Genomic DNA, 20371 nt, shown 5'->3' with positions numbered 1-20371 from the left:
TAAATTCATGTCCCGCGCTTCCGACATCCTGTTGACGGCAACCGCCCCCGCCATCTGGGGCAGCACCTATATCGTGACCACGGAGCTGCTTCCCGCCGGCTATCCGCTGACGGTCGCCATGCTGCGGGCCCTGCCTGCCGGCCTTCTTCTGCTGCTCATCGTGCGCCAACTGCCGCGCGGGATCTGGTGGCCGCGCAGCTTCCTGCTCGGCGCGCTGAACTTCTCGTTCTTCTGGGCCATGCTCTTCGTCTCGGCCTATCGCCTGCCGGGCGGCGTGGCGGCGACGGTGGGTGCGATCCAGCCGCTCATCGTGCTCGCATTGTCGCGCGCGGTGATGGGCACGGCGGTCCGGCCGCTTGCGGTGCTCGCCGGCCTGGGCGGCATCGGCGGCGTTGCGCTGCTGGTGCTGACGCCGGCGGCAAGCCTCGACCCGATCGGCGTTCTCGCGGGCCTTGCAGGCGCGGTGTCGATGGCCTTCGGCACGGTGCTGTCGCGCCATTGGCAGCCGCCGGTGCCGCCGCTGACCTTCACCGCCTGGCAGCTCACGGCGGGCGGCCTGCTCCTGGTGCCCGTGGCGTTGCTCCTGGAGCCGGCCCTGCCGGTGCCGACGGCCGATAACCTCATCGGCTTCCTTTATCTCGGCGTGATCGGGGCGGCACTGACCTATATCGTCTGGTTCCGCGGCCTGTCGCGGCTCGGCCCGGCGGCGATCTCGCCGCTCGGCTTCCTGAGCCCGCTGGTGGCGGTGGTCCTCGGCTGGGCGCTGCTCGGGCAGGACCTGCGCCCGTTGCAGATTGCCGGAATGCTGGTGATCCTGGGAAGTGTCTGGCTCAGCCAGAAGGCACAGGCCGCGCCAGCGCCGTTGCCGCGCGCGACAAGCCCGGCGCTTTGAGGAAACGGCCGGCGTCATCAACGCCGGCCGTTTCGTATCCCGTCCGGGTCAGGCCCATTCGCCGGCGCGCATGACGGGCACGCGGCTTCCGTCGGCGCGCACGCCGTCGATATCGACCTTGTCGGAGCCGATCATCCAGTCGATGTGGATGAGGCTTTCATTGCCGCCCTGCGCGCGGATCTGCTCGGGCGTCAGGCTCGCGCCGTCGAGGAAGCACTTCGAATAGCACTGGCCGAGCGCGATGTGGCAGGAGGCGTTCTCGTCGAACAGCGTGTTGTAGAACAGGATGCCGCTCGCCGAGATCGGCGAGGAATGCGGCACCAGCGCCACTTCGCCGAGCCGGCGCGCGCCCTCGTCGGTATCCAGCACCTTGTTGAGCACCGCCTCGCCCTTCGACGCCTTCGCCTCGACGATGCGGCCGCCCTCGAAGCGCACCTGGATATCGTCGATCAGCGTGCCCTGGTGGGAGAGCGGCTTGGTGGAGGAGACATGGCCCTCGACGCGCAGGGCATGCGGCGTGGTGAAGACCTCCTCGGTCGGGATGTTCGGGTTGCAGGTGATGCCGTTCTTCGCCGTGGAGGCGCCGCCGTGCCATTCGTGGCCGTCGGCCAGCCCGACCGTCAGGTCGGTGCCCGGGCCGGTGAAGTGCAGGGCGGAGAAGCGCTCGCCGTTCAGCCAGGCGGAACGCTTGGCGAGGTTGGCATTGTGCGCGGCCCAGGCCGCGACCGGATCGGCGACATCGACGCGCGACGCGGCGAAGATGGCGTTGGCGAGCTTTTCGACCGCGACGTCTTCAGGGTCATCAGGGAAGACCTGCTTCGCCCAGGACGGGTTGGGATAGGACACGATGTTCCAGTTGATGTCGAAATTGGCGATCTTCTCCAGCGCCGGCTTGTAGGCCATGGAGTTCGCCTTGTTGGCGCGCGCCACCTTGGAAGGGTCTTCGTTGGCCAGCAGCATCGGGTTGTCGCCGGCAATGGCAAGCCGTGCGGCACCATTGGCATAGGCCTTGGCCATGCCCTCGTAGAGCCAGTCCGCGGCGCGGTCGAAGCTTTCGTCCGGCGCATGGCGGTAGCGGGCGAGCGTCGCCTCCTCGTCGGCATAGAAGGTGCTGACGAGCCCGGCGCCGGCCATGTAGGCGTGCTTCGTGATGAGCCGCACCAGCGGCAGGGCGGCGATCGGCGCCGTCATCACGAGGTCCTGCCCCTTCTGGAGCTGGAGGCCGACGCGCACGGCCACTTCGGCGAGCTTGTCGAGTTTGACGGGATCGACGGGGGAGGCGGGATGGGTCATGGCATGCCTGTCTGTTGCGAGGGATAGGGCAAACTTAGTGTGCCAAAGGGGCAATGAGAAGGAGGGGCGATGAGAAGGTGTCTCAGGCAATCACCGGCGCGGCGATGGCCTTGAGCGCCGCCATCGCGTCGCGCGGTGCAAGCCGCACCTGAAGGCCGCGCTGGCCGCCGTTGATATAGACGGCCTCATGCGCCAGCGCCTCTTCCTCGATGGCCGTCGGCACCTGTTTCTTCTGGCCGAACGGGCTGATGCCGCCCACCACGAAGCCGGTCAGCCGCTCGGCATCCGCCGGCTTCATCATCGCGGCCGACTTGCCCTTGAAGGCGCTGGCGAGCTTCTTCATGCTGACCTCGCGGTCGGAGGGCACGATCACGCAGACCGGCTTGCCGTCCACCTCGGCCATCAGCGTCTTCAGGACGCGCGACGGGTGCTCGCCGATCGCTTCCGCCGCCTGGAGGCCGACGCGGTCGGCATTGGGGTCGTAATCGTAGGTGTGGAGGGTGAAGGAAACGCCGGCCTTGGCGAGGGCCTGGGTGGCGCGCGTGGTCTTGGACATGGGGCTGCCGTCATCGAAGCGAAAAGAATGTCCGCCATGGGTGGCAGGTGGCGGGCCTGCCTGTCAATGCGCGGGCCGTCGCACCGCGTCATCTTGACAGCGTGCCGCGCATTCCCAACTCTCGGACGGACAACAGGAGAGCGCCATGAGCGACGACGACGAGAGCAAGCTCACCCGCACCAAGCGCCAGTGGGCGGACGAGGGCCGGTTCCTCACCGGGCGCATCACCCGCCCCGAGACCGACCGCCTGCCGCCCGGCCAGCATCTCGTGAAGAACTGGCCGGTGCTCGATCTCGGCCAGCAGCCGGTGATCCGGCCGGAAAGCTGGCGGCTGGACGTGAAGGGCGGCGCGGAAAACCCGATGTCCTTCGACTGGGCGGCCTTCCTCGCCCTGCCGCAGAGCGACCGGCTCACCGATATCCACTGCGTGACCACCTGGTCGCGCTACGACAACCGCTGGCAGGGTGTGGCGACGCGCGACCTGCTGGCGCTCGTCATGCCGCGGCCGCAGGCGCATTTCGTGATGCTGACGAGCTATGACGGCTACACGACCAACCTGCCGCTTGCCGATTTCGCCGCCGAGGACGCCATCCTCGCCACCCATTGGGAGGGCCAGCCGCTCTCCGTCGAGCATGGCGGTCCGATGCGGCTCGTCGTGCCGCATCTCTATTTCTGGAAAAGCGCCAAGTGGCTGACGCGCATCGACTTCCTGCCCGGCGACCAGGCCGGCTTCTGGGAGCGCAACGGCTATCACATGCGCGGCGATCCCTGGGCCGAGGAGCGCTACTCCGACGACTGAGCCTCAGAACAGGGTTTCGTAGATCTCGGGCTTGAAGCCGGCGGTCAGCGCGCCGTCGCGATCGAGGATCGGGCGCTTGATCATCGAGGGCTGGGCGAGCATCAGGGCGATGGCCTTGCCGGCATCGAGGTCCTGCTTGTCGGCATCCGGCAGGGCGCGGAAGGTCGTGCCGGAGCGGTTGAGCACGGTTTCCCAGCCGAGCGTCTCCACCCAGCGCTTCAGGCTCTCCGCGTCGATGCCCTCGGCCTTGTAGTCATGGAACCGGTAGGCCACGCCCTTGGCGTCCAGCCAGGTACGGGCCTTCTTCATCGTGTCGCAGTTCTTGATGCCGTAGATGGTGACGGTCACGCATGTCTCCTTCTGTCGTTTGCGCCTTCTTAAGCCGCGAAGGGGCTTACGTCACGCCCAGATAGCGGCCCGGGCGATGGTTGATGGCGAGCGTCATGTTGACGATGACGGCGCCGATCAGCGACAGCGCGAGCCGGTCGGCCGGGATGACGAACCAGGCGGCGGCGAGGATGGCGAGGTCCACGGCAAGCTGGAAATAGCCGGCGCGCAGGCCGAAGCGATCCTGCAGGTAGATGGCGAGAACGTTGATCCCGCCGAGCCCTGTGCGGTGGCGGAACAGGATGAGCAGGCCGGTGCCGGCGAGCGCCCCGCCCATGACGGCCGCATAGAGCGGATCGAGATGGGAGAAGCCGACGAGTTCGGAGGTCAGCCGGCTGAGCACGGAGACGAGCGTGACCGCCGCGAAGGTGCGCAGCGTGAACGCCCAGCCGAGCTTCTTCACCGCCAGCACGTAGAACGGCAGGTTGATGAGGAAGAACAGCCACCAGAAGCCGATGCCCGTCGCATATTGCAGCAGGAGCGCCAGACCAGACGTGCTGCCCGTGAGCAGCACGGCCTTGGTGTAGATCACCACGCCGAGCGCCACGAACATCGTGCCGATGAGGATGGCGATGACATCCTCATAGACGGAGTGCCGTTCCGGCGAGGTCGTGGTCCCGGTCGTCATGGAGGCCTCACAGGCTCAGGAATTTTTCGATGACGGCATCGACCTCGGCCGACTTGAGGCCGGCAATGTTGATGCGGCCGGAGGCGGGCATGTAGAGGGCGTGTTCGGCGCGCAGCTTCACGACGTCGGCTTCTTCCAGCGGCAGCAGCGAGAACATGCCTTCCTGCGCGCGGATCGCCGTCAGCACCTGCCAGCGGGCGGAAAGGCCGGCGGCGAGGCGTTCGCGGATCGAGGTGATGCGCTGGCGCATGGTTTCCAGTTCCGCCATCCAGTCGGCCTTGAGCGCGGCATCGCCGAGAATGGTGGCGACCACGGCCGCGCCATGGTCCGGCGGCATGGAATAGTTGGTGCGGGCGAGCGAGGCGAGGTTGCTGCGCACGGAAAGCGCCGTTTCGGCATTGCCGCAGGCGGCATAGATCGCGCCGGTGCGCTCGCGGTAGAGGCCGAAGGACTTGGAGCAGGAGACGGCAACCAGCGCCTCGGGAACGGCTGAAAGCAGCGTGCGCAGCCCTGCGGCATCCTCCTCAAGCCCGCGGCCGTAACCCTGATAGGCGATGTCGACGAGCGGCAGCAGGCCGCGCGCGGCGATGAGATCGGAGACGGCGCGCCACTGGTCGTCGGTGAGGTTGGCGCCGGTCGGGTTGTGGCAGCTGGCATGCAGGAGGACCGCATCGCCGGCAGACGCCCCCGACAGGGCCGCCATCATGCGATCGAACAGCACGGTCTGGGAGGGGACGTCGAAGAAGGGATAGCCGATGACCTCCAGACCGGCGACCTTGAAGATCGCCGCATGGTTCGGCCAGCTCGGCAGGCCGAGCCAGACGCGCTTTGTGCCCATGAGCGCCATGAGATCGGCGGCGAGGCGAAGCGCGCCGGAACCGCCCGGCGTCTGGAGGGCGGCGGTGGCGCGGCCCTTGCCGGCCTCGCCCGTCGTCAGCGTCCAGAGATGATCGAGAAAGACCGGGTTGCCCTCGGGGCCGACATAGGCCTTGGTCGGCTGCGTCTCGACAAGGCTGCGCTCGGCGGCCTTGACGGCGCGAAAGATCGGGGTCGCGCCCGTCTCGTCACGATAGACGCCGACGCCGAGATCCACCTTGCCGGCGCGCGCATCCGTGCGGAAAAGGCCGATCAGCGCAAGCAGCGGATCGTCGGGCTGGCGGGCGAGGGCATCGAACATGTCAAGGGATCCTGTCTGGGGTGGCAATGGTCGTGGTGTAGAAGAAACCTGCCGCAAAATCGACCATGATTTTGCGGGCATCGCGCAAGGTACTTTTATCTTATTGCGCATTTCAGCTAGACTGATCCTGATTTTTGCTGATGGGGCCGATATGGACAGAAAGATTGCCGATGACGCCGTGCTGGACCAGACGGATCGGCGCATCATCCGCCTGCTCGTCGAGGATGCGGGCCTCTCCAACAACCAGCTCGCCGAAAAGGTCGGCCTGTCGCCAGCACCGCTGTCGCGCCGGCTGGCGCGGCTTGAGGCGAGCGGTGTGATCCGCCACACCGTGATCGTCGATCCGCGCGCCGCCGGCATCGGCTTCCAGGCCTTTCTGGAGGTGTCGCTCGAGCGCACCGGCCCGCGCGTCGGCGAACGGTTCATCGATCTCGTGCGGCGCATGCCGGAGGTGGTGGAATGCCACACGGTCGCCGGCAGTTTCGATTTCCTGCTGAAGATCGCGGTGAAGGACGCCGGGGATTACCGCCGGCTGCTGTGGAGCGAATTCGAGCGCATGGGCGAGATCAAGACGCTGCGCTCGACCATCCTGCTCGACAGCCCGAAGATGCAGGTGAGCCCGCTGCCGTGATTTTTCCGGAACCTTCCCGCCGCCGGGCGGTTGCCGGAAAGGCGCGCGCGCCCATATGATGCATGGGTGCCACGAGGAAGGTGCATTGGACAGGAACAGCAGGACGACATCCGCCACATTGCTGACGGCCATCCGCAATCGCCGCGGTCATCGGCCGCCGGAAAGCAATCGCCCGGGCGACACGGTGATCGCCTCCTACAACGTGCACAAATGCATCGGCGTCGACCGGCGCTTCGATCCCGAACGCACCGCAAGCGTGATTGCCGAGATCGACGCGGACGTGATCGCGGTGCAGGAGGCCGACAAGCGTTTCGGCGAGCGCTCGGGCCTGCTGAACCTCGAGACGCTGGAGCGCGATTGCGGGCTGGTGCCGGTGCCGATCACATCGCTCTCGTCCTCCGGCCATGGCTGGCACGGCAACATGATCATGATCCGCAAGGGCGTCGTCGGCGCCGTCCGGCAACTCAAGCTGCCAGGCGTGGAACCGCGCGGCGCGCTCGTCGTGACGCTCGACCTGCCGCGCGGCAAGCTCCGGCTCGTCGCCGCCCATTTCGGCCTGCTCAAGCGCTCACGCGAGCAGCAGGCCATGGCGATCCTCGCCTCGGTGGCCGAGGAGGAGGCCATGCCCACGCTGCTCGTCGGCGATCTCAACGAATGGCGCGTCGGACGGCGTTCCTCGCTCGCGCGTCTCCAGCCGACCTTCGACCCGGCATCGGGCGCGGTGCCGAGCTTTCCCTCGCGTTTTCCCGTCCTGGCGCTCGACCGGGTGCTCGGCCATCCGCACGATCTCGTCACCTCCGTCGAAGTGCACGACACGCCGCTGGCGCGCATCGCCTCCGATCACCTGCCGATCAAGGCGCATATCGACCTGGAAGCGGTGTCGAGCCGCGCGGCGGATCCTAAAGATAGGGCGAGCCAAGCCAGGTAATGTGCTCGACGAGGCGCTGGACGAAGGGCCGCGCCCTGATCTCCTCCAGCGTCACCTCGTGGGCACCGGCAAGGGCGGTATCGATGCGCTCGCCGACAAGGCTGGCGAAGCCCGTATCCACCACCTCGATATCCACCTCGAAATTCAGCCGCAGCGAGCGCGGATCGATGTTCGACGAGCCGATATAGGTCCAGGCGTCGTCGACCACCGTGAGCTTGGAATGGTTGAACACGCCGGCCGCCCGCCAGATGCGGCAGCCGTGTTTGAGCATCTGGTCGAACTGGGCGCTCATGGCGAGGTCGACCAGTTTCAGGTTGTTGGAATAGGGCACGACGATATCGATCCTGACCCCGCGGCGCGCGGCCGTGAGAATGGCGCTGATCAGTTCGCGGTCCGGCAGGAAATAGGGCGACATGATGCGGATGTGCTTCTTGGCGACGGACACCGCCCCCATCAGCACGCGATGGTTGGTTTCGAGGCTCTTGTCGGGCCCTGACGGCACGACGCGGGCCAGCATGCCGCTGCCCGGCGCATCCGGCGGCGGCGCGATATGCCAGGCCTCGCCGGAAAGCTCGTCGCCACCCGAAAAGCGCCAGTCCTCGTAGGCGAGGCGGAAGAGATCGCCCACCACGGGGCCGGTGACGCGGAAATGCGTGTCGAGCGCCGCGGCCGCGCCGGCGAATTCCGTGCAGAAACCGGCGCGGATGTTGAGCCCGCCGGTGAAGGCGACGCTGCCGTCGACGATGAGGATCTTGCGGTGGGTGCGCAGGTTCGCATAGGGCAGCCGGAGGCCCATGACGATATTGCCGTTGAAAACGTCGACCGGCACGTTCGCCCGCTTCAGTTCCGACACGACGGAGGGAATGGAATAGCGCGCGCCGACGGCATCGATCAGCACGCGCACCTCGACGCCGCGTTCCACCGCATCGGCAAGTGCTGCCACGAAGCGGCCGCCGGCATCGTCCCGGTCGAAAATGTAGGTTTCCAGCAAAATGGAGCGTTCGGCGGCGTCGATGGCGGCCAGCATGGCGGCATAGGCCTCGTCGCCGCTCGACAGGAGGCCGATGCGGTTGCCCGAGGTCAGCCGGAAGCGGCCGACCGTGTCGCCCAGCCGCTGCATGGCGGCGAGCGCCCCGCCAAAGGCCACCTGCACATGCTCGTTGGACACGTCGTATTCGGCGCGGTGCTCCCAGCCGGAGGCCAGCAGTCCCTCGCGGCTGAGGCTGAGCGTCTTGCGGCGGATGCGGTTCACCCCGGCGACGTAATAGATGACAGCGCCGACGACCGGCGAGAGCACGATGACGCCGACCCAGCCGATGGCGGCGCGCACCTCCTCCTTCGTCATGGTCGCGTGGATCGCGGCCGGAACGCCCAGCGCGATGGACAGCGCGACGAGGATATGCGGCCAGTAGGCGGTGAAAGTGTCAAACATGATGCGTTCGGCTCATCCCGCGGGCGGCAAGCCCGCCCCGCTATATATTGCCCCGGATGATGCGAATGCGAGAGGGTGTTTTGCCCCTTGGCGGAAAGATTTTCCGCCCTGGCGTCAATCCTCCAGCGTGCCGGGCTTGCGATCGCGTCGCGTCTGCTCGTGGCCGGCGATCTTCATGAGGTCGTCGCCGCGCCGCGCATAGCGGGCGGAACTGCGGGTGGCGATCAGCCCGTCATGGCGCGCCGCCACGGTGATCGTGCCGTCCGCCTCGCCGGGGCGGGTGATGAGGGTGGCGAGGATGTCGCCCGCCCTGACGGTTTCGCCGATATCGCGGTGGAAGAGGATGGTGCCCGGCGTGGGCGCCTTCACCATCTCGATATTGTCGAGCGGAACGGCCGGGCCGGTATAGGCGCGCACGCTGAGCGCGGGATCGGCGACGACGCCGCGCCCGGCGAGGAAGGCCCAGAGGCCATCGGCATCGCGGGCGGCCATGCCGGCATAGACGTCGCGGCGGCCGCGCAGTTCCACGGTCACGGAGAGACGTCCGGGCACGGTTTTCAGCTTCTCTTCGCCCTGATGCTTGAAGGCGTGGCCGACGGCCTCCTCGAAGGCGGTGCTTTCGCCGTCGGAGAGGAACACCGCCTGCATGTCGAGGGCTGCGGCGAGATCGGCCGCCTCCGGCCAGAAGGCATCGTCGATATAGGCATATTGCAGGGATTCGTCGTCGCAATGCAGGTCGAGCACGAGGTCGTGGCCGAGTGCCGTGTGGAGCAGCGTGCGCTTCAGCCGGTCGATGGCGCTGCGGCGGTCCATGTCGGCGATGAGCGTCTCACGCTCGGCGAGCGCCACGAGCGGGAAATCCCGGTTGAAATTGGTGCGCGAGCCCAGGTCGAACCGGCCTTCCATCTCGCCGAAATGGGACTGGGCAAGCCCGATCGGATTGGCCTGCGGGATGACGGTGATGTCGCCGCGGATTGTGCCTTCGGCCTCCGCCGCGCGCAGCTTCTCGAGGAGGAAATGCGCGACCGCGACGCCGGGCAGTTCATTGGCGTGGAGGGCGGCCTGCATATAGACGGAGGGCGCCGTCGCATCGCTGCCCTTGAAGCGGAAGACCGGCGCGCGCCATTCGATGCCGGCCGTATCGCCGCTTATGATGATCTCTGTCCGTTCCACGTCATGCCCTCGCTGCTTCGTTTCGCCCGGTTATGCGAAGGGATGGCGCGTTCCGCAAGCCCCGGCAAGAATCGGGTTGAAAGCGGCGGGCCAAAGCCCGATCTTCGGTGAAACGGAAAGGAACCGATCATGCCCGGCAATATCCGCTATCTGATCTTCGACACGGCTGGCGGCCCCTGCGGCATCGCCTGGACCCCGGCCGGCATCGTGCGCTTCCAATTGCCGGGCGAGGATGCGGCGACGACGCGCCGCCTGCTGTTGCGCCGCCTGCCCGAGACCGAGACGGAAGCCGAGACAGCGGCCGAGACCGGCGCGCCGCCGCCGGATGTCGCCCGCGCCGTGGATGCGGTGAGGCGCTATTTCGCAGGCGAGGCTGTCGATTTTACCGGCGTCGCGCTCGACCTTGCGGGCCGGAGCGATTTCTTCCTGAAGGTCTATGAGGCCGCGCGCCGGGTGCCATGGGGCAGGACGACGACCTACGGCACGATAGCCCGCGATCTGGGCGCAGGCTCGGAAATGGCGCGCGAGGTCGGCCAGGCCATGGCGAAGAATCCCGTCGCGCTCATCATTCCCTGCCACCGCGTGCTCGCCGCCGGCGGCAAGGTCGGCGGCTTCTCCGCGCCGGGCGGCTCGTCCTCCAAGCTGAAGATGCTGGCGCTGGAGGGCATCTCCTTCGCGCCGCCCGCACCGGCGCAGCAGTCCTTCGGCTTCTAGGGACGTCGACGGCGGTGCGGCGGATGATGGGACTTGCATTCCGACCTACTAGTTGGTAGGTAGCGACATGAGCAACCTTCCTTCCACTGCCGACGACATTCTCCGCTGCGCCCGCACCCTCCTCGTGCGCGGCGGCTATAACGGTTTCAGTTATGCCGATATCGCTGCCGTCGTCGGCATCCGCAAGGCCAGCATCCACCATCATTTTCCGGCGAAGGCCGATCTCGTCCGGGCGGTCGTCGCGCAGTATCGCGAGGAGGCGCGGCAGGGCCTGGCGAACCTGGAGCAGGCCGTCGCCGATCCGCGCGCGCAGGTCGAAGCCTATCTCGGCTATTGGGAGGCCTGCATCGCCGATGCGTCGCACCCCTTCTGCGTCTGCGCGCTGCTCGCCACCGAGATGCAGCTTTTGCCCGAGGCGGTGGCGCTCGAAGTCCGCGCCCATTTCCGGCACCTCTCGGGCTGGCTCGCCGCCGTGCTGGAGCGCGGTGCCGCCGAGGACCGCTTTACATTGGCCGGCACGGCTGGCGATAATGCGGAACTGTTCATGGCCGCCGTGCACGGCGCGATGCTTTCGGCGCGCGCCTATGGCGAGCCTGCCGCATTCGCCACGGTCTCCCGCTCCCTGCTGGAGCGCATCGCCGTCTGAAACCGGCAATTCCAATGGCGCAACGCTGACACCAATTGCCTACCAACTAGTAGATAGTTGAACCGCTCACACCAGAAAGGACAATTTGATGTTCGGAATTTCTCCCCTCGGCTGGGTCCATACGCTCGGCAGCCTGCCGGCCATACCCGTGGCGCTCTACATGTTCGCCCGGCACGGCCGCATCGTCCCGCGCTCGCGCGCGGGCATGATCTATCTCGTTTCCATGCTGATCGGCGCTGCGACCGCCTTCCTCGTCGCGCACCAGCCCGTGAGCTACGGTATCGCCGGGGCGACGATCCTGTTCCTGGCCGCGGGTTACGGGGCGCAACGCCTGTTCGGCCAGACGCGCCTCGCACGATATGTCGAGACGATCTGTCTCACCCTGAGCGCGTTTCTTCTGATGCTGCCGACCATTACCGAAATCCTGCGCCGGGTTCCGGACGGACACCCGCTGGCGCCCGATCTGAATTCGCCGCTGCTGCTCGGCGCGCAGGCGACGCTGCTGGCCATCCTGATCATCGGCCTGGCCGCGCAGATCCTTTTCCTGCGGCGGCAGAACGGGGCTGTCGCGGCCACATGAGCCGCAAAGCCATGGCCCGATAAAGTTTGTCCCGGCGATGAGAGGCTATCGCCGGGACAAAACCATTATTCCCACTCGATCGTGCCCGGCGGTTTCGAGGTCACGTCGTAGACGACGCGGTTGATGCCGCGGACTTCGTTGATGATGCGGGTCGCGGCGCGGCCGAGGAAGTTCATGTCGTAATGGTAGAAGTCGGCGGTCATGCCGTCGACGGAGGTGACGGCGCGCAGCGCGCAGACGAATTCATAGGTGCGGCCGTCGCCCATGACACCGACGGTCTGGACGGGCAGCAGCACGGCGAAGGCCTGCCAGATCTTGTCGTAGAGGCCCGCCTTGCGGATTTCGTCGAGATAGATCGCGTCGGCTTCGCGCAGGATCTCCAGCTTGTCGCGGGTGATGCCGCCCGGGCAGCGGATGGCAAGGCCCGGACCCGGGAACGGGTGGCGGCCGATGAACGAGTCGGGCAGGCCGAGTTCGCGGCCGAGCACGCGCACCTCGTCCTTGAAGAGTTCGCGCAGCGGCTCCACGAGCTTCATGTTCATGCGCTCGGGCAGGCCGCCGACATTGTGGTGCGATTTGATCGTGACCGACGGGCCGCCGGTGAACGACACGCTTTCGATGACATCGGGGTAAAGCGTGCCCTGCGCGAGGAATTCCGCGCCGCCGAGCTTCTTCGCTTCCTCCTCGAACACCTCGATGAACAGGCGCCCGATGATCTTGCGCTTGGTCTCGGGATCCGAAACGCCTTCCAGCTCGCCGACGAAGCGGTCGACGGCATCGACATGGATGAGATGAAGGTTGTAGTGCTCGCGGAACATGGCGACGACATCGGCCGCCTCGTTCTTGCGCATCAGGCCGTGGTCGACGAGGATGCAGGTGAGCTGCTCGCCGACGGCCTCATGGATGAGGAGCGCCGCCACGGAACTGTCGACGCCGCCCGAAAGCGCGCAGATGACGCGCTTGTCGCCGACCTGCTCGCGGATCGCTTCCACGGCGCGGGCGCGGTAGGCCGACATCGACCAGTCGCCCTTGATGCCGGCGATCTTGTGCACGAAGTTCGACAGCAGCTTGGCACCATCCGGTGTGTGCACCACTTCCGGGTGGAACATCGTGGTGTAGTAGCGCTTCGCCTCGTTGACGCAGATGGCGAAGGGCGCGTTTTCCGACGTGCCGATGACCTCGAAGCCCTCGGGCGCCTTGGTGACGCGGTCGCCGTGGCTCATCCAGACCGGATATTTTTGGCCGACGTCCCAGAAGCCCTCGAAAAGCGGGCTGGACTTCAGGATCTCGACGTCGGCGCGGCCGAACTCGCGGGCATGGCCGCCTTCGACGGTGCCGCCGAGCTGCAGGCTCAGCGTCTGCTGGCCGTAGCAGATGCCGAGGATCGGCAGGCCGGAATCGAAAACCACCTGCGGCGCGCGCGGGCTGCCCTGGTCGAGAACCGAGGCGGGGCCGCCGGAAAAGATGATCGCCTTCGGCTTCATGCGGTGGAAGGCTTCTTCCGCCGACTGGAAGGGGATGATCTCGCAGTAGACGCCTGCTTCGCGCACGCGCCGCCCGATGAGCTGGGTCACCTGGCTGCCGAAATCGATGATGAGAACGCTGTCGGGATGGGCTGTCTGGGTCATGGCGAGCCTTTAATGAATATCCGTGCGACGCGCAACCGGGGACAGGCCGGATTTTCAGCCTTTCAGCACGATCGTGCCGTCGCGCAACGACGCTTCCAGCCGGTCGACCGCCACGGCGAGCTTTTCGTCGATGACGCCGAGGTACTGCGTCCAGTCGCCGATATGGCTGAGCTCGGTCTTGCCGTCGGAAATGCCGCGCAGGCCGATGAGCCGCACGCCGAAGGCCTGGCAGGCGCGCAGCGCCCCGTAGGTCTCCATCTCCACCATGTCGGCATCGATGGCCGCATGGGCAGCGCCCGAGACGATATTGGCGCCGGTGGAAAGCCGCGCTTCGGCGATGCCGGGAATGCGCGCGGGAAGCGGCACCTCCGCCGGCAGGGCGAGAAAGGGCGTGGCGCCCTTGGTAAAGCCGATGGCCGAGGCGTCCATGTCGCGGTAGGAAACCGAGGTGGCCTGGTAGATGCCGGTCTGCTCCAGCGTGGCGGAGCCGGCCGAACCGAGCGAGACGACGAAATCCGGCAGGCGCGCTTCCGCCGCGAGATGGCTGAGCGCCAAGGTCAGCTGCACGGCGGCCTCGACGGGGCCGACGCCGGTCAGGAGCGGCGTGATGCGCGATTTCAGATGCGGGCCATATTCGGCATCCACGGCCATGACATAGAGGACACGATGGTTGCCGACGGACTTGATGGTGAAGCTCATCCCGCAACGTCCTCGCGTCCGCGCACCACCATCATCGTGCCCGTCATGGACGCGATCAGCTTGGCCGGGCCATCGGAAACGGCATAGCCGCGCCCGTCGGCGACGATGATGTTGGAGCCCGGCTTGGTGACCTCGCCACGGAACAGGAAGCGCTCGCCGCGCCCCGGCGACATGAGGTTGACCTTGAATTCGATGGTGAGGATCGAGGCATCGGGATCGATGACGGAATAGGCGGCGTAGCCGCAGGCCGCGTCGAGCGCGGCGGAAATGATGCCGGCATGCAGGAAGCCGTGCTGCTGCGTCAGCTTCTCGTCGAAGGGAAGCTCGATTTCCACCGTGCCGTGGGAAATGCGGGTGAGCTCCGCGCCGATCAGGCGCATGGCGGCCTGACGCTCGAAACTCCTGGCGATGCGGTCGGCGAAACCCGACGGTGGAAAGCCTGTCATGATACTCACACGGTTGCCGGCGCGCCGGCCGAAAGCGGGACAGGCGGAAGGTTGCATGGCCGATGCTGCACTGCAAGCGTCATGATGGGACGCGTGTCAGTTCAGCGTGACGATGGCGGTGTTGAGCGCCGTCGCGAAGGCGACCCAGGCAAGGTAGGGCGTAAACAGCAGGGATGCCGTGCGATCCTGCCGCCAGGAGGCGGCCATGAAGCCGATGACGGCGACCAAGAGGCCGAGGATGACGATGAGCGCGGAGGAGGGATCGCGCAGGCCGAAGAACAGCGGCGACCAGGCGAAGTTGAGGATGAGCTGGGCAAACCACAGCCGCATCGCCATCGTGCGGCGGAAGGAAAGCCAGGTCCGCGCGCCGACCGCGCCGATGATGACATAGAGGATGCTCCAGACCGGCGCGAAGACCCAGTTCGGCGGGTTGAACGACGGCTTGGCGAGGGATTGATACCATTCGCCCGGCACGTTGTTGGCGCCGATGAAGAGGCCGCCGCCGAGAACGACGACGATGAAGACGAGATAGGTCAGGGTCTTGTTGCTCATGCTGCGCAAAGTAGCGCGCTCCGGCGCGTCGTCCACATGGATTCAGCGGCTAGCCGAGAGTTTCGCGATGTGCTGGTCCCAGGCTACGGGCTCGCGCCGTCCGGCGAAGTGGCCGTCATAGGAGGAGACGGCAAAACCGTGCGGCGCGGCGGCGATGCCGGCGGCATCCGCGACGCCTTCGTCCCGGATGACCCGGCCGCTGTCTGCCTCCAGCACGACGAAGCGCCCGCCGTTCGGCGAGGTGAGACCGATGAGGCCCTCGCTTCGGTTGACGGCGATGGCGCCGACATAGTTGGCAAGCCCGATCGTCGTTTCCGCCGGCAGCGAGAGGAATGTCAGGTCCTCGCCCTTGCCGAAATGGCCGACGAGCGGCGGCAGGTCGTTGCGCGGCCCCTCGTACTGGCAGGCGAACCAGATGCGGCCCTTGTCGTCGAGATCGATGTGGCGGGTCGAAAGCCGGCGCAGCTTTTCCGGCAGGGCGTGGCGTTCGACGAGCGCGCCGCTCGCCGCGTCGATCAGCGCGAGCGAGGGCTCCATATGGTCGAGATTGAGCTTGGTGCGGCCGAAATCCGGGTGGGTCTCGATGCCGCCATTGGCCGCGATCAACAGCCTGCCGTCGTCGCTGACCGAAAGGTCATGGGTGCCGATGCCGTAGGTCTGGTACTCGCCGATGCGGCGGTAGCCGTCGCGGGCGTCGTAAAGGCCGATGACGCCGCGGCGGTTGTCGAAATCGTTTTCGCTGGCATAGAGCAGCCGCCCGTCCGGCGAAAAGCAGCCGTGGCCGAAGAAATGCCGGTCCTCGGCAGCCGCGATGGCGACGGGCTCGGCCCGGCCCGTGCGGTCGATCACCAGCGCGAAGGTGCCGGGCCGCCGTGCGAAGGCGACGAGATGGCCGGTGACGGGCGAAAAGGCCATGCCGTGGCTGCGGGCGGGAAGCGGCGTGCGGTCGATGACGGTGCCGTCCTCGGTAAGCACGGCGATGCCGAACGTGCCGTCGCGGTCGCGGTAGCCGGAGGCGAAGACCGCATCGGTGCGCGACAGGGCGAAGGATGGGCGCGGCGCGAGCGCGGCGACGAAGGCCACGCCCGCCATGCGCAGGAAGGCGCGGCGCTCGATGGCCGCACTGGACCGGCCCGCCGCGCGCATCAGTCGCCGTCCGCGAAGGAGAAGCCGGCGCCCAGCCCCATGGCCGTGCCGTATTCGCCGTTCAGCCGCTCGATCAGGTCACGGGAATTGACGAGCAGGAAGGCGATCTTCTGCTGTTCCTCGGGCGTCGACACCGCCTTTTCGATATCGGGATCGATGGTCGGCGTGACGCGCGCCAGCGCCTTCAGCACGAAATCGATATTGCCGCCGATGGACACGAAGCCGGGATCGATGAGGCCGGCCATGCCCGACGTGTCGAACAGCGCGCGCAGGCCGTCGATATTGGCGCCGATCGACACCCAGGTGTTGCCGGAGCGCCAGAACAGCGCCGATTTCGGGCGCGCGATGCCGCCGTGCCGGTAGAAGGTCTCGATGCGCTGGTCGCGCACCGCCTCCGCACCGTGCACGAGGATGCCGAGCAGCGCGGTCATGGCCTCGCGGCCGGTGCGGAAGACCGGGTTCTGCGGGCCGGGGTGTTTCCAGTCGCGCTGCACGCCGTCGGGCGCATCCCAGGCGGCGACGAGCTGCCCCGCCGTCTTTTCGATATGGCTGGCGACGGCGGCGGCGTAACGGCAGCGGAAGCCGTCCGGCCCGGCCATCAGCGCGTCGGCGCCCGTGCCGTAGAGCGCGAATTCCAGCGCGCCGAAGCCCTGGATGGCGACGCTCCTGGCGCCCATCGTGGCGGCGTCGGCATCCGCCGGATCCTGCTTTTGAAGAAGCGCCTGCACCTGCTTCAGGCCGGTGCTCTTGCGGTCGGGATAGAAGAGGATGCGTTCGAAGCGGTTGTCGTCGAGCACGGGGCCGATGCGCACGATCTCGATGCGGCCCCAGTCGGCGACCGCCTGGCGAAACGCCGTGTCGACCGCCTGCCGCGCTTCGGCGGACGGGGCTGCGCAGAAGGCATCGGTCGCCTTGGCGAGCGCGCCGGCGGAGGTGTGGAAGGCGCGGTAGCCGGGGCGGATGACCTCGTCCACGGCCTTGGTCATCACGCCGACGACGTTTTCATCGGTGAGATCAGGCGGCACCGGCGCGGTGCCCTCCTGCGCCAGTGCGGGAAGCGTGGCGGTGACCGTAAGGCAGGCGGCGAGAAGCAGAGTGGCTATCCGGGGTTTGCCCGGCTTTAGCCGCGGGCGCAGGGAAAAGCGGAGGAAAGAAAGGCGCCGGATCATCAGAGGCTCTCCAGGAAGGTCAGAAGGGCGTCGCGGTCGTGTTTTTCCAGCGCGGCGAAGCGGTCGCGCGCCGCCTGGGCCTCCCCGCCGTGCCACAGGATGGCCTCGGTGAGGTTGCGGGCGCGCCCGTCATGCAGGAAGAACGTATGACCGTTGACGGTTTTTGTAAGGCCGATGCCCCAGAGCGGCGGGGTACGCCAGTCGCGGCCGGTGGCAATGCCGACTGCCTGCCCGTCGGCAAGGCCGTCGCCCATGTCGTGCAGCAGGAAATCGGAATAGGGCCAGATCAGCTGGAAGGCATGGGCCTTGTTGTCGGCATCGCGCCGCGTCACGAATTTCGGATGGTGGCAGGACACGCAGCCCGTCTCGTAGAAGACGCGCTTGCCGGCCAGCGTTTCGGGGAAACTCGCCTTGCGCCGCGCGGGCACGGCGAGGTTTTCGGCATAGAAGGTGACGAGGTCCATGACCGGCGGCGGCGCCTCCACGTCGCCGAGGCGCGGCTGCACGCCGTTCGGCCGTTCCAGGCAGGCGGTCTGCGCGGGCGTGCAATCGCCCTGGTGCAACGGCACCTCCGGCGTCGAGATGCCGATATCGAAGGCGAAGGCTTCCGCGCTCTGCCGGCGCACCGTGGCAGACTGCGCCTTCCAGCCGAAACGGCCGAGCGCCTGCTTGCCGGTCGCGGGATCGATGGCGATGGCCGCGCGGCCGCGGATGCCGTCGCCATTCGCATCGTCAGGGTCGGCAAGCGCGCGGATATCGGCCTCGTGGATCGCCTGGATCAGCCCGAGGCCGAGCATCGGCTGGGTGACGCGCGGCGACAGCGTCGTGGCCGGGTCGAGATCACCATAGGCGAGATCGGTGACGGAGTAATGCGGCCGGCGCAGCATGACCATCTCGCCGCCGGCAAGCGTCACCGGTTCCTCGGTATAGGTGACGGCCATGCGTCCCTCTGCCTTGAGGCCGGGCACGGCCTGATCCTGCAACTGGCGTCCGTAGATGGGATCAGGCAGGCTCATCTGGCCGAAACTGGCGAGGGCGGCCTTTTCGTCTTGCGTGCGCGCCGGGCGGGCAAGCCGCAGGAACATGGAGGTGGCATCGGCCGCGCCTTCCGGCGGATGGCCGCGGCCGTCGCGGATATGACAGGTCTGGCAGGAGCGCGCATTGTAGAGCGGGCCGAGCCCGTCGGAGGCCTGCGTGGAGGAGGGCGAGGAGACCCAGAGCTTCTGGAAGAGGGCGTTGCCGAGCTTGAAGCTCTCGCGTTCCTCGAAGGTGATGTTTTCGGAAAAATGCGAGAAGCTGTTGATGTCCGTACGGGCGAGCGACGTCGCGGCCCCGCCGGACATCGCCTCGTACTGCTCCGCCTTGGAAAAATCGGTGGTCAGGGCGGTCGCCGCCTCGACGCGCTTTTTGTCCTTTGCGGAGAGATCGTCCCGGGCGCGCCCGGAGGAATGCGCCGCCCCAAGCGCAAAAACGCCTGCCGACACGGCGACCGCGGCGAAAACCGCGAGCAGACGGCGGGCAGGGCGTTTCGTCATGCATGAAATCGGGCCACCGTTCCCGGGAGCGGCGGCCCGCCTTCTTTCTTATTTGAAGACAGCGTTAGGATTATCCAGGCTGTCGGAGCCTTCAAGCTCGATCTTGCCGAGATCGAGCGACGCAACGACGCGCTCGATCGTCTTGGTCTGGTCGACCAGCGTGTCGATGGCGGTCTGCACGACCTTGTTGCCCTCGGCATTGCCCTCGCCGATCATCTGGTCATAGGCCTCGCCGCCTTCCGCGCGGTCCACCAGCGCCTTGAAGGCGGCATGGCTGGCGTCGAGCTTCCCGGTCATCTCCTTGTCGAGCGCTGCGTCCTTTTCGGCGACGAGCTCGTGGAGCGACGGGCCGGTCATCTTGGTGCCGTCCGGGCGGGTATATTCGCCCGTATAGACGGTCTGGATGCCGACGACGTCATAGTAGTGCGAATTGTGCGTGTTGTCGGAGAAGCAATCGTGTTCTTCTTCCGGATCGTGCAGCAGGAGGCCGAGCTTCATGCGCTCGCCGGCAAGCTCGCCGTAGGAGAGCGAGCCCATGCCGGTCAGCATGGCGGTGATGCCGGCCTTCGGGTCGGCCGTCACGTTCTTGGTGGCGTCGCCGTCCGGCGACCAGGCCTTGACCATGTCCTGAAGGTCGGAGACGAGCAGCGAGGAGGCGGCCTTCAGGTAGGCGGCGCGGCGGTCGCAATTGCCGTTGGTGCAATTGGCCGTATCGTAGTCGCTCGCCTGGCGGTTGCCCGCACCGGGGCCGGTGCCGTTCAGGTCCTGGCCCCACAGCAGGAACTCGATGGCGTGGTAGCCGGTCGCCACATTCGCCTCGACTTCGCCGGCCTCGTGCAGCTCCTGCAGGACTTCGGGCGTGATGGTGGCGGCGTCGATGGTCTTGCCGGCGATTTCGAGCTTCGGATTGGCGATGACATTGCCGACGAACAGCGCGTTGGTGTCGCTCTCGGTGCCGTAGCTCGCGTCGACATAGTCGATCAGGCCTTCATCGAGCGGCCAGGCATTGACCTTGCCTTCCCATTCGTCGACGAGCGGGTTGCCGAAGCGGTAGGCTTCCGTCTGCTGGTAGGGCACGCGGGCCTTGAGCCACGCCGCGCGCGCGGCCTTCAGCGTTTCGTCGCTCGGCTTGGCGATCAGCGCGTCGACGGCGGCATCGAGCGCCTTGGCGGCATCGAGCGAGTCCGAGAACTTCGCATGCGCGATCTCGGCATAATGCTTGACGATGGCGGCCGGATCGGCAGCCGCATGCGCCGTGCCGATGGCAAGGCCGGATGTCGCAGTGGCGAGTACAAAGACGGCCGCGCGAAGGAAGGAAGTGGTCATGACGTCTCCTGGTGTCCTGTTTGGCGTGTCCCCC

General features: G+C 67.0%; 22 protein-coding genes. 7 read left to right on the top strand and 15 right to left on the bottom strand.

Going from position 1 to position 20371, the window contains the following annotated elements; all coding sequences use genetic code 11:
• Positions 1-7 precede the first annotated feature (7 nt).
• Positions 8-892 (top strand): EamA family transporter, encoded by an 885-nt coding sequence (locus tag B5M41_RS15085; protein WP_134648178.1) that lies wholly within the window; start codon positions 8-10, stop codon positions 890-892.
• Between the two features lie 48 nt (positions 893-940).
• On the opposite strand, the gene B5M41_RS15080 is transcribed toward B5M41_RS15085, so the two are convergent.
• The gene (locus B5M41_RS15080) at positions 941-2185 is read right to left on the bottom strand and encodes an aminopeptidase (RefSeq protein WP_134648176.1); all 1245 of its coding nucleotides are present in this window, start codon (positions 2183-2185) and stop codon (positions 941-943) included.
• Positions 2186-2267: 82 nt separating this feature from the next.
• Entirely contained in the window at positions 2268-2741 is a 474-nt protein-coding gene (ybaK, locus tag B5M41_RS15075) for a Cys-tRNA(Pro) deacylase (RefSeq protein ID WP_134648174.1), read from the bottom strand.
• A 145-nt stretch (positions 2742-2886) separates the two neighbouring features.
• Between ybaK and B5M41_RS15070 the strand changes: the two genes are divergently transcribed.
• Complete coding sequence (locus B5M41_RS15070; RefSeq protein ID WP_134648172.1) at positions 2887-3540, top strand: sulfite oxidase-like oxidoreductase; 654 nt, start codon at positions 2887-2889, stop codon at positions 3538-3540.
• A 3-nt stretch (positions 3541-3543) separates the two neighbouring features.
• Here the strand turns inward: B5M41_RS15070 and B5M41_RS15065 are convergent, their stop codons facing one another.
• The 3 genes from B5M41_RS15065 to B5M41_RS15055 are packed head-to-tail and all read right to left on the bottom strand — an operon-like array spanning position 3544 to position 5732.
• Positions 3544-3888: an ArsC family reductase gene (locus tag B5M41_RS15065; RefSeq protein ID WP_134648170.1), complete on the bottom strand. Its 345-nt coding sequence runs from the start codon at positions 3886-3888 to the stop codon at positions 3544-3546.
• A gap of 46 nt (positions 3889-3934) precedes the next feature.
• Positions 3935-4555: a YitT family protein gene (locus tag B5M41_RS15060; RefSeq protein ID WP_134648168.1), complete on the bottom strand. Its 621-nt coding sequence runs from the start codon at positions 4553-4555 to the stop codon at positions 3935-3937.
• Positions 4556-4562: 7 nt separating this feature from the next.
• The gene (locus B5M41_RS15055) at positions 4563-5732 is read right to left on the bottom strand and encodes an amino acid aminotransferase (protein WP_134648166.1); all 1170 of its coding nucleotides are present in this window, start codon (positions 5730-5732) and stop codon (positions 4563-4565) included.
• Positions 5733-5883: 151 nt separating this feature from the next.
• On the opposite strand from B5M41_RS15055, the gene B5M41_RS15050 reads away from it, so the two are divergent.
• On the top strand, positions 5884-6363 hold the full coding sequence (locus B5M41_RS15050) for an Lrp/AsnC family transcriptional regulator (protein WP_167718930.1): 480 nt from the start codon (positions 5884-5886) through the stop codon (positions 6361-6363).
• Positions 6364-6448: 85 nt separating this feature from the next.
• Positions 6449-7291 carry an endonuclease/exonuclease/phosphatase family protein gene (locus B5M41_RS15045; protein ID WP_230640100.1) on the top strand — a complete coding sequence of 281 codons (843 nt, stop codon included), beginning with the start codon at positions 6449-6451 and terminating at the stop codon, positions 7289-7291.
• On the opposite strand, the gene B5M41_RS15040 is transcribed toward B5M41_RS15045, so the two are convergent.
• The gene (locus B5M41_RS15040; protein ID WP_134648164.1) at positions 7263-8723 is read right to left on the bottom strand and encodes a phospholipase D-like domain-containing protein; all 1461 of its coding nucleotides are present in this window, start codon (positions 8721-8723) and stop codon (positions 7263-7265) included. The genes B5M41_RS15045 and B5M41_RS15040 overlap by 29 nt on opposite strands.
• A gap of 114 nt (positions 8724-8837) precedes the next feature.
• Positions 8838-9896 (bottom strand): M14 family metallopeptidase, encoded by a 1059-nt coding sequence (locus tag B5M41_RS15035; RefSeq protein ID WP_134648162.1) that lies wholly within the window; start codon positions 9894-9896, stop codon positions 8838-8840.
• A gap of 129 nt (positions 9897-10025) precedes the next feature.
• Between B5M41_RS15035 and B5M41_RS15030 the strand changes: the two genes are divergently transcribed.
• The 3 genes from B5M41_RS15030 to B5M41_RS15020 all read left to right on the top strand — a co-directional run bounded on the left by B5M41_RS15030 (position 10026) and on the right by B5M41_RS15020 (position 11836).
• Positions 10026-10610 (top strand): methylated-DNA--[protein]-cysteine S-methyltransferase, encoded by a 585-nt coding sequence (locus B5M41_RS15030; protein WP_134648160.1) that lies wholly within the window; start codon positions 10026-10028, stop codon positions 10608-10610.
• 67 nt (positions 10611-10677) lie between these two features.
• Positions 10678-11256, top strand: coding sequence for a TetR/AcrR family transcriptional regulator (locus B5M41_RS15025; RefSeq protein WP_134648158.1), 579 nt, complete (start codon positions 10678-10680; stop codon positions 11254-11256).
• 88 nt (positions 11257-11344) lie between these two features.
• The gene (locus B5M41_RS15020) at positions 11345-11836 is read left to right on the top strand and encodes a hypothetical protein (protein WP_134648156.1); all 492 of its coding nucleotides are present in this window, start codon (positions 11345-11347) and stop codon (positions 11834-11836) included.
• 65 nt (positions 11837-11901) lie between these two features.
• Here the strand turns inward: B5M41_RS15020 and guaA are convergent, their stop codons facing one another.
• From guaA to B5M41_RS14980, 8 genes are all read right to left on the bottom strand, one after another.
• Positions 11902-13464, bottom strand: coding sequence for a glutamine-hydrolyzing GMP synthase (gene guaA / locus B5M41_RS15015; protein ID WP_134648154.1), 1563 nt, complete (start codon positions 13462-13464; stop codon positions 11902-11904).
• Positions 13465-13518: 54 nt separating this feature from the next.
• The gene (locus tag B5M41_RS15010; RefSeq protein ID WP_134648152.1) at positions 13519-14163 is read right to left on the bottom strand and encodes a 5'-methylthioadenosine/S-adenosylhomocysteine nucleosidase; all 645 of its coding nucleotides are present in this window, start codon (positions 14161-14163) and stop codon (positions 13519-13521) included.
• Positions 14160-14609: a PaaI family thioesterase gene (locus tag B5M41_RS15005; RefSeq protein WP_134648150.1), complete on the bottom strand. Its 450-nt coding sequence runs from the start codon at positions 14607-14609 to the stop codon at positions 14160-14162. The genes B5M41_RS15010 and B5M41_RS15005 overlap by 4 nt, the downstream gene beginning before the upstream one ends.
• A gap of 96 nt (positions 14610-14705) precedes the next feature.
• Positions 14706-15161, bottom strand: coding sequence for a TspO/MBR family protein (locus B5M41_RS15000; protein ID WP_134648148.1), 456 nt, complete (start codon positions 15159-15161; stop codon positions 14706-14708).
• Positions 15162-15203: 42 nt separating this feature from the next.
• A complete protein-coding gene (locus tag B5M41_RS14995; protein ID WP_134648146.1) occupies positions 15204-16307 on the bottom strand; it encodes a DUF1513 domain-containing protein in 1104 nt (367 codons plus the stop codon).
• Positions 16307-17476: an imelysin family protein gene (locus B5M41_RS14990; RefSeq protein WP_134648144.1), complete on the bottom strand. Its 1170-nt coding sequence runs from the start codon at positions 17474-17476 to the stop codon at positions 16307-16309. The genes B5M41_RS14995 and B5M41_RS14990 overlap by 1 nt, the downstream gene beginning before the upstream one ends.
• A complete protein-coding gene (locus B5M41_RS14985; protein WP_134648142.1) occupies positions 17476-19011 on the bottom strand; it encodes a di-heme oxidoreductase family protein in 1536 nt (511 codons plus the stop codon). The genes B5M41_RS14990 and B5M41_RS14985 overlap by 1 nt, the downstream gene beginning before the upstream one ends.
• Positions 19012-19059: 48 nt before the next feature.
• The gene (locus B5M41_RS14980; RefSeq protein WP_134648140.1) at positions 19060-20337 is read right to left on the bottom strand and encodes an imelysin family protein; all 1278 of its coding nucleotides are present in this window, start codon (positions 20335-20337) and stop codon (positions 19060-19062) included.
• Between the last annotated feature and the right edge of the window lie 34 nt (positions 20338-20371).

Origin of the sequence: Shinella sumterensis, from assembly GCF_004514425.2 — a bacterium.
Taxonomy (GTDB): domain Bacteria; phylum Pseudomonadota; class Alphaproteobacteria; order Rhizobiales; family Rhizobiaceae; genus Shinella; species Shinella sumterensis.
Note: the sequence above shows the minus strand (reverse complement) of the source record. Positions and strands in the feature narration are given on the sequence as shown.

What these genes read in the sequence shown, in the direction of transcription:
- B5M41_RS15085 (WP_134648178.1), top strand. Translation starts at nt 8, where the DNA reads ATGTCCCGCGCTTCCGACATCCTGTTGACGGCAACCGCCCCCGCCATC.
- B5M41_RS15080 (WP_134648176.1), bottom strand. Translation starts at nt 2,185, where the DNA reads ATGACCCATCCCGCCTCCCCCGTCGATCCCGTCAAACTCGACAAGCTC.
- ybaK (WP_134648174.1), bottom strand. Translation starts at nt 2,741, where the DNA reads ATGTCCAAGACCACGCGCGCCACCCAGGCCCTCGCCAAGGCCGGCGTT.
- B5M41_RS15070 (WP_134648172.1), top strand. Translation starts at nt 2,887, where the DNA reads ATGAGCGACGACGACGAGAGCAAGCTCACCCGCACCAAGCGCCAGTGG.
- B5M41_RS15060 (WP_134648168.1), bottom strand. Translation starts at nt 4,555, where the DNA reads ATGACGACCGGGACCACGACCTCGCCGGAACGGCACTCCGTCTATGAG.
- B5M41_RS15055 (WP_134648166.1), bottom strand. Translation starts at nt 5,732, where the DNA reads ATGTTCGATGCCCTCGCCCGCCAGCCCGACGATCCGCTGCTTGCGCTG.
- B5M41_RS15050 (WP_167718930.1), top strand. Translation starts at nt 5,884, where the DNA reads ATGGACAGAAAGATTGCCGATGACGCCGTGCTGGACCAGACGGATCGG.
- B5M41_RS15040 (WP_134648164.1), bottom strand. Translation starts at nt 8,723, where the DNA reads ATGTTTGACACTTTCACCGCCTACTGGCCGCATATCCTCGTCGCGCTG.
- B5M41_RS15030 (WP_134648160.1), top strand. Translation starts at nt 10,026, where the DNA reads ATGCCCGGCAATATCCGCTATCTGATCTTCGACACGGCTGGCGGCCCC.
- B5M41_RS15025 (WP_134648158.1), top strand. Translation starts at nt 10,678, where the DNA reads ATGAGCAACCTTCCTTCCACTGCCGACGACATTCTCCGCTGCGCCCGC.
- B5M41_RS15020 (WP_134648156.1), top strand. Translation starts at nt 11,345, where the DNA reads ATGTTCGGAATTTCTCCCCTCGGCTGGGTCCATACGCTCGGCAGCCTG.
- guaA (WP_134648154.1), bottom strand. Translation starts at nt 13,464, where the DNA reads ATGACCCAGACAGCCCATCCCGACAGCGTTCTCATCATCGATTTCGGC.
- B5M41_RS15010 (WP_134648152.1), bottom strand. Translation starts at nt 14,163, where the DNA reads ATGAGCTTCACCATCAAGTCCGTCGGCAACCATCGTGTCCTCTATGTC.
- B5M41_RS15005 (WP_134648150.1), bottom strand. Translation starts at nt 14,609, where the DNA reads ATGACAGGCTTTCCACCGTCGGGTTTCGCCGACCGCATCGCCAGGAGT.
- B5M41_RS15000 (WP_134648148.1), bottom strand. Translation starts at nt 15,161, where the DNA reads ATGAGCAACAAGACCCTGACCTATCTCGTCTTCATCGTCGTCGTTCTC.
- B5M41_RS14995 (WP_134648146.1), bottom strand. Translation starts at nt 16,307, where the DNA reads ATGCGCGCGGCGGGCCGGTCCAGTGCGGCCATCGAGCGCCGCGCCTTC.
- B5M41_RS14990 (WP_134648144.1), bottom strand. Translation starts at nt 17,476, where the DNA reads ATGATCCGGCGCCTTTCTTTCCTCCGCTTTTCCCTGCGCCCGCGGCTA.
- B5M41_RS14985 (WP_134648142.1), bottom strand. Translation starts at nt 19,011, where the DNA reads ATGACGAAACGCCCTGCCCGCCGTCTGCTCGCGGTTTTCGCCGCGGTC.
- B5M41_RS14980 (WP_134648140.1), bottom strand. Translation starts at nt 20,337, where the DNA reads ATGACCACTTCCTTCCTTCGCGCGGCCGTCTTTGTACTCGCCACTGCG.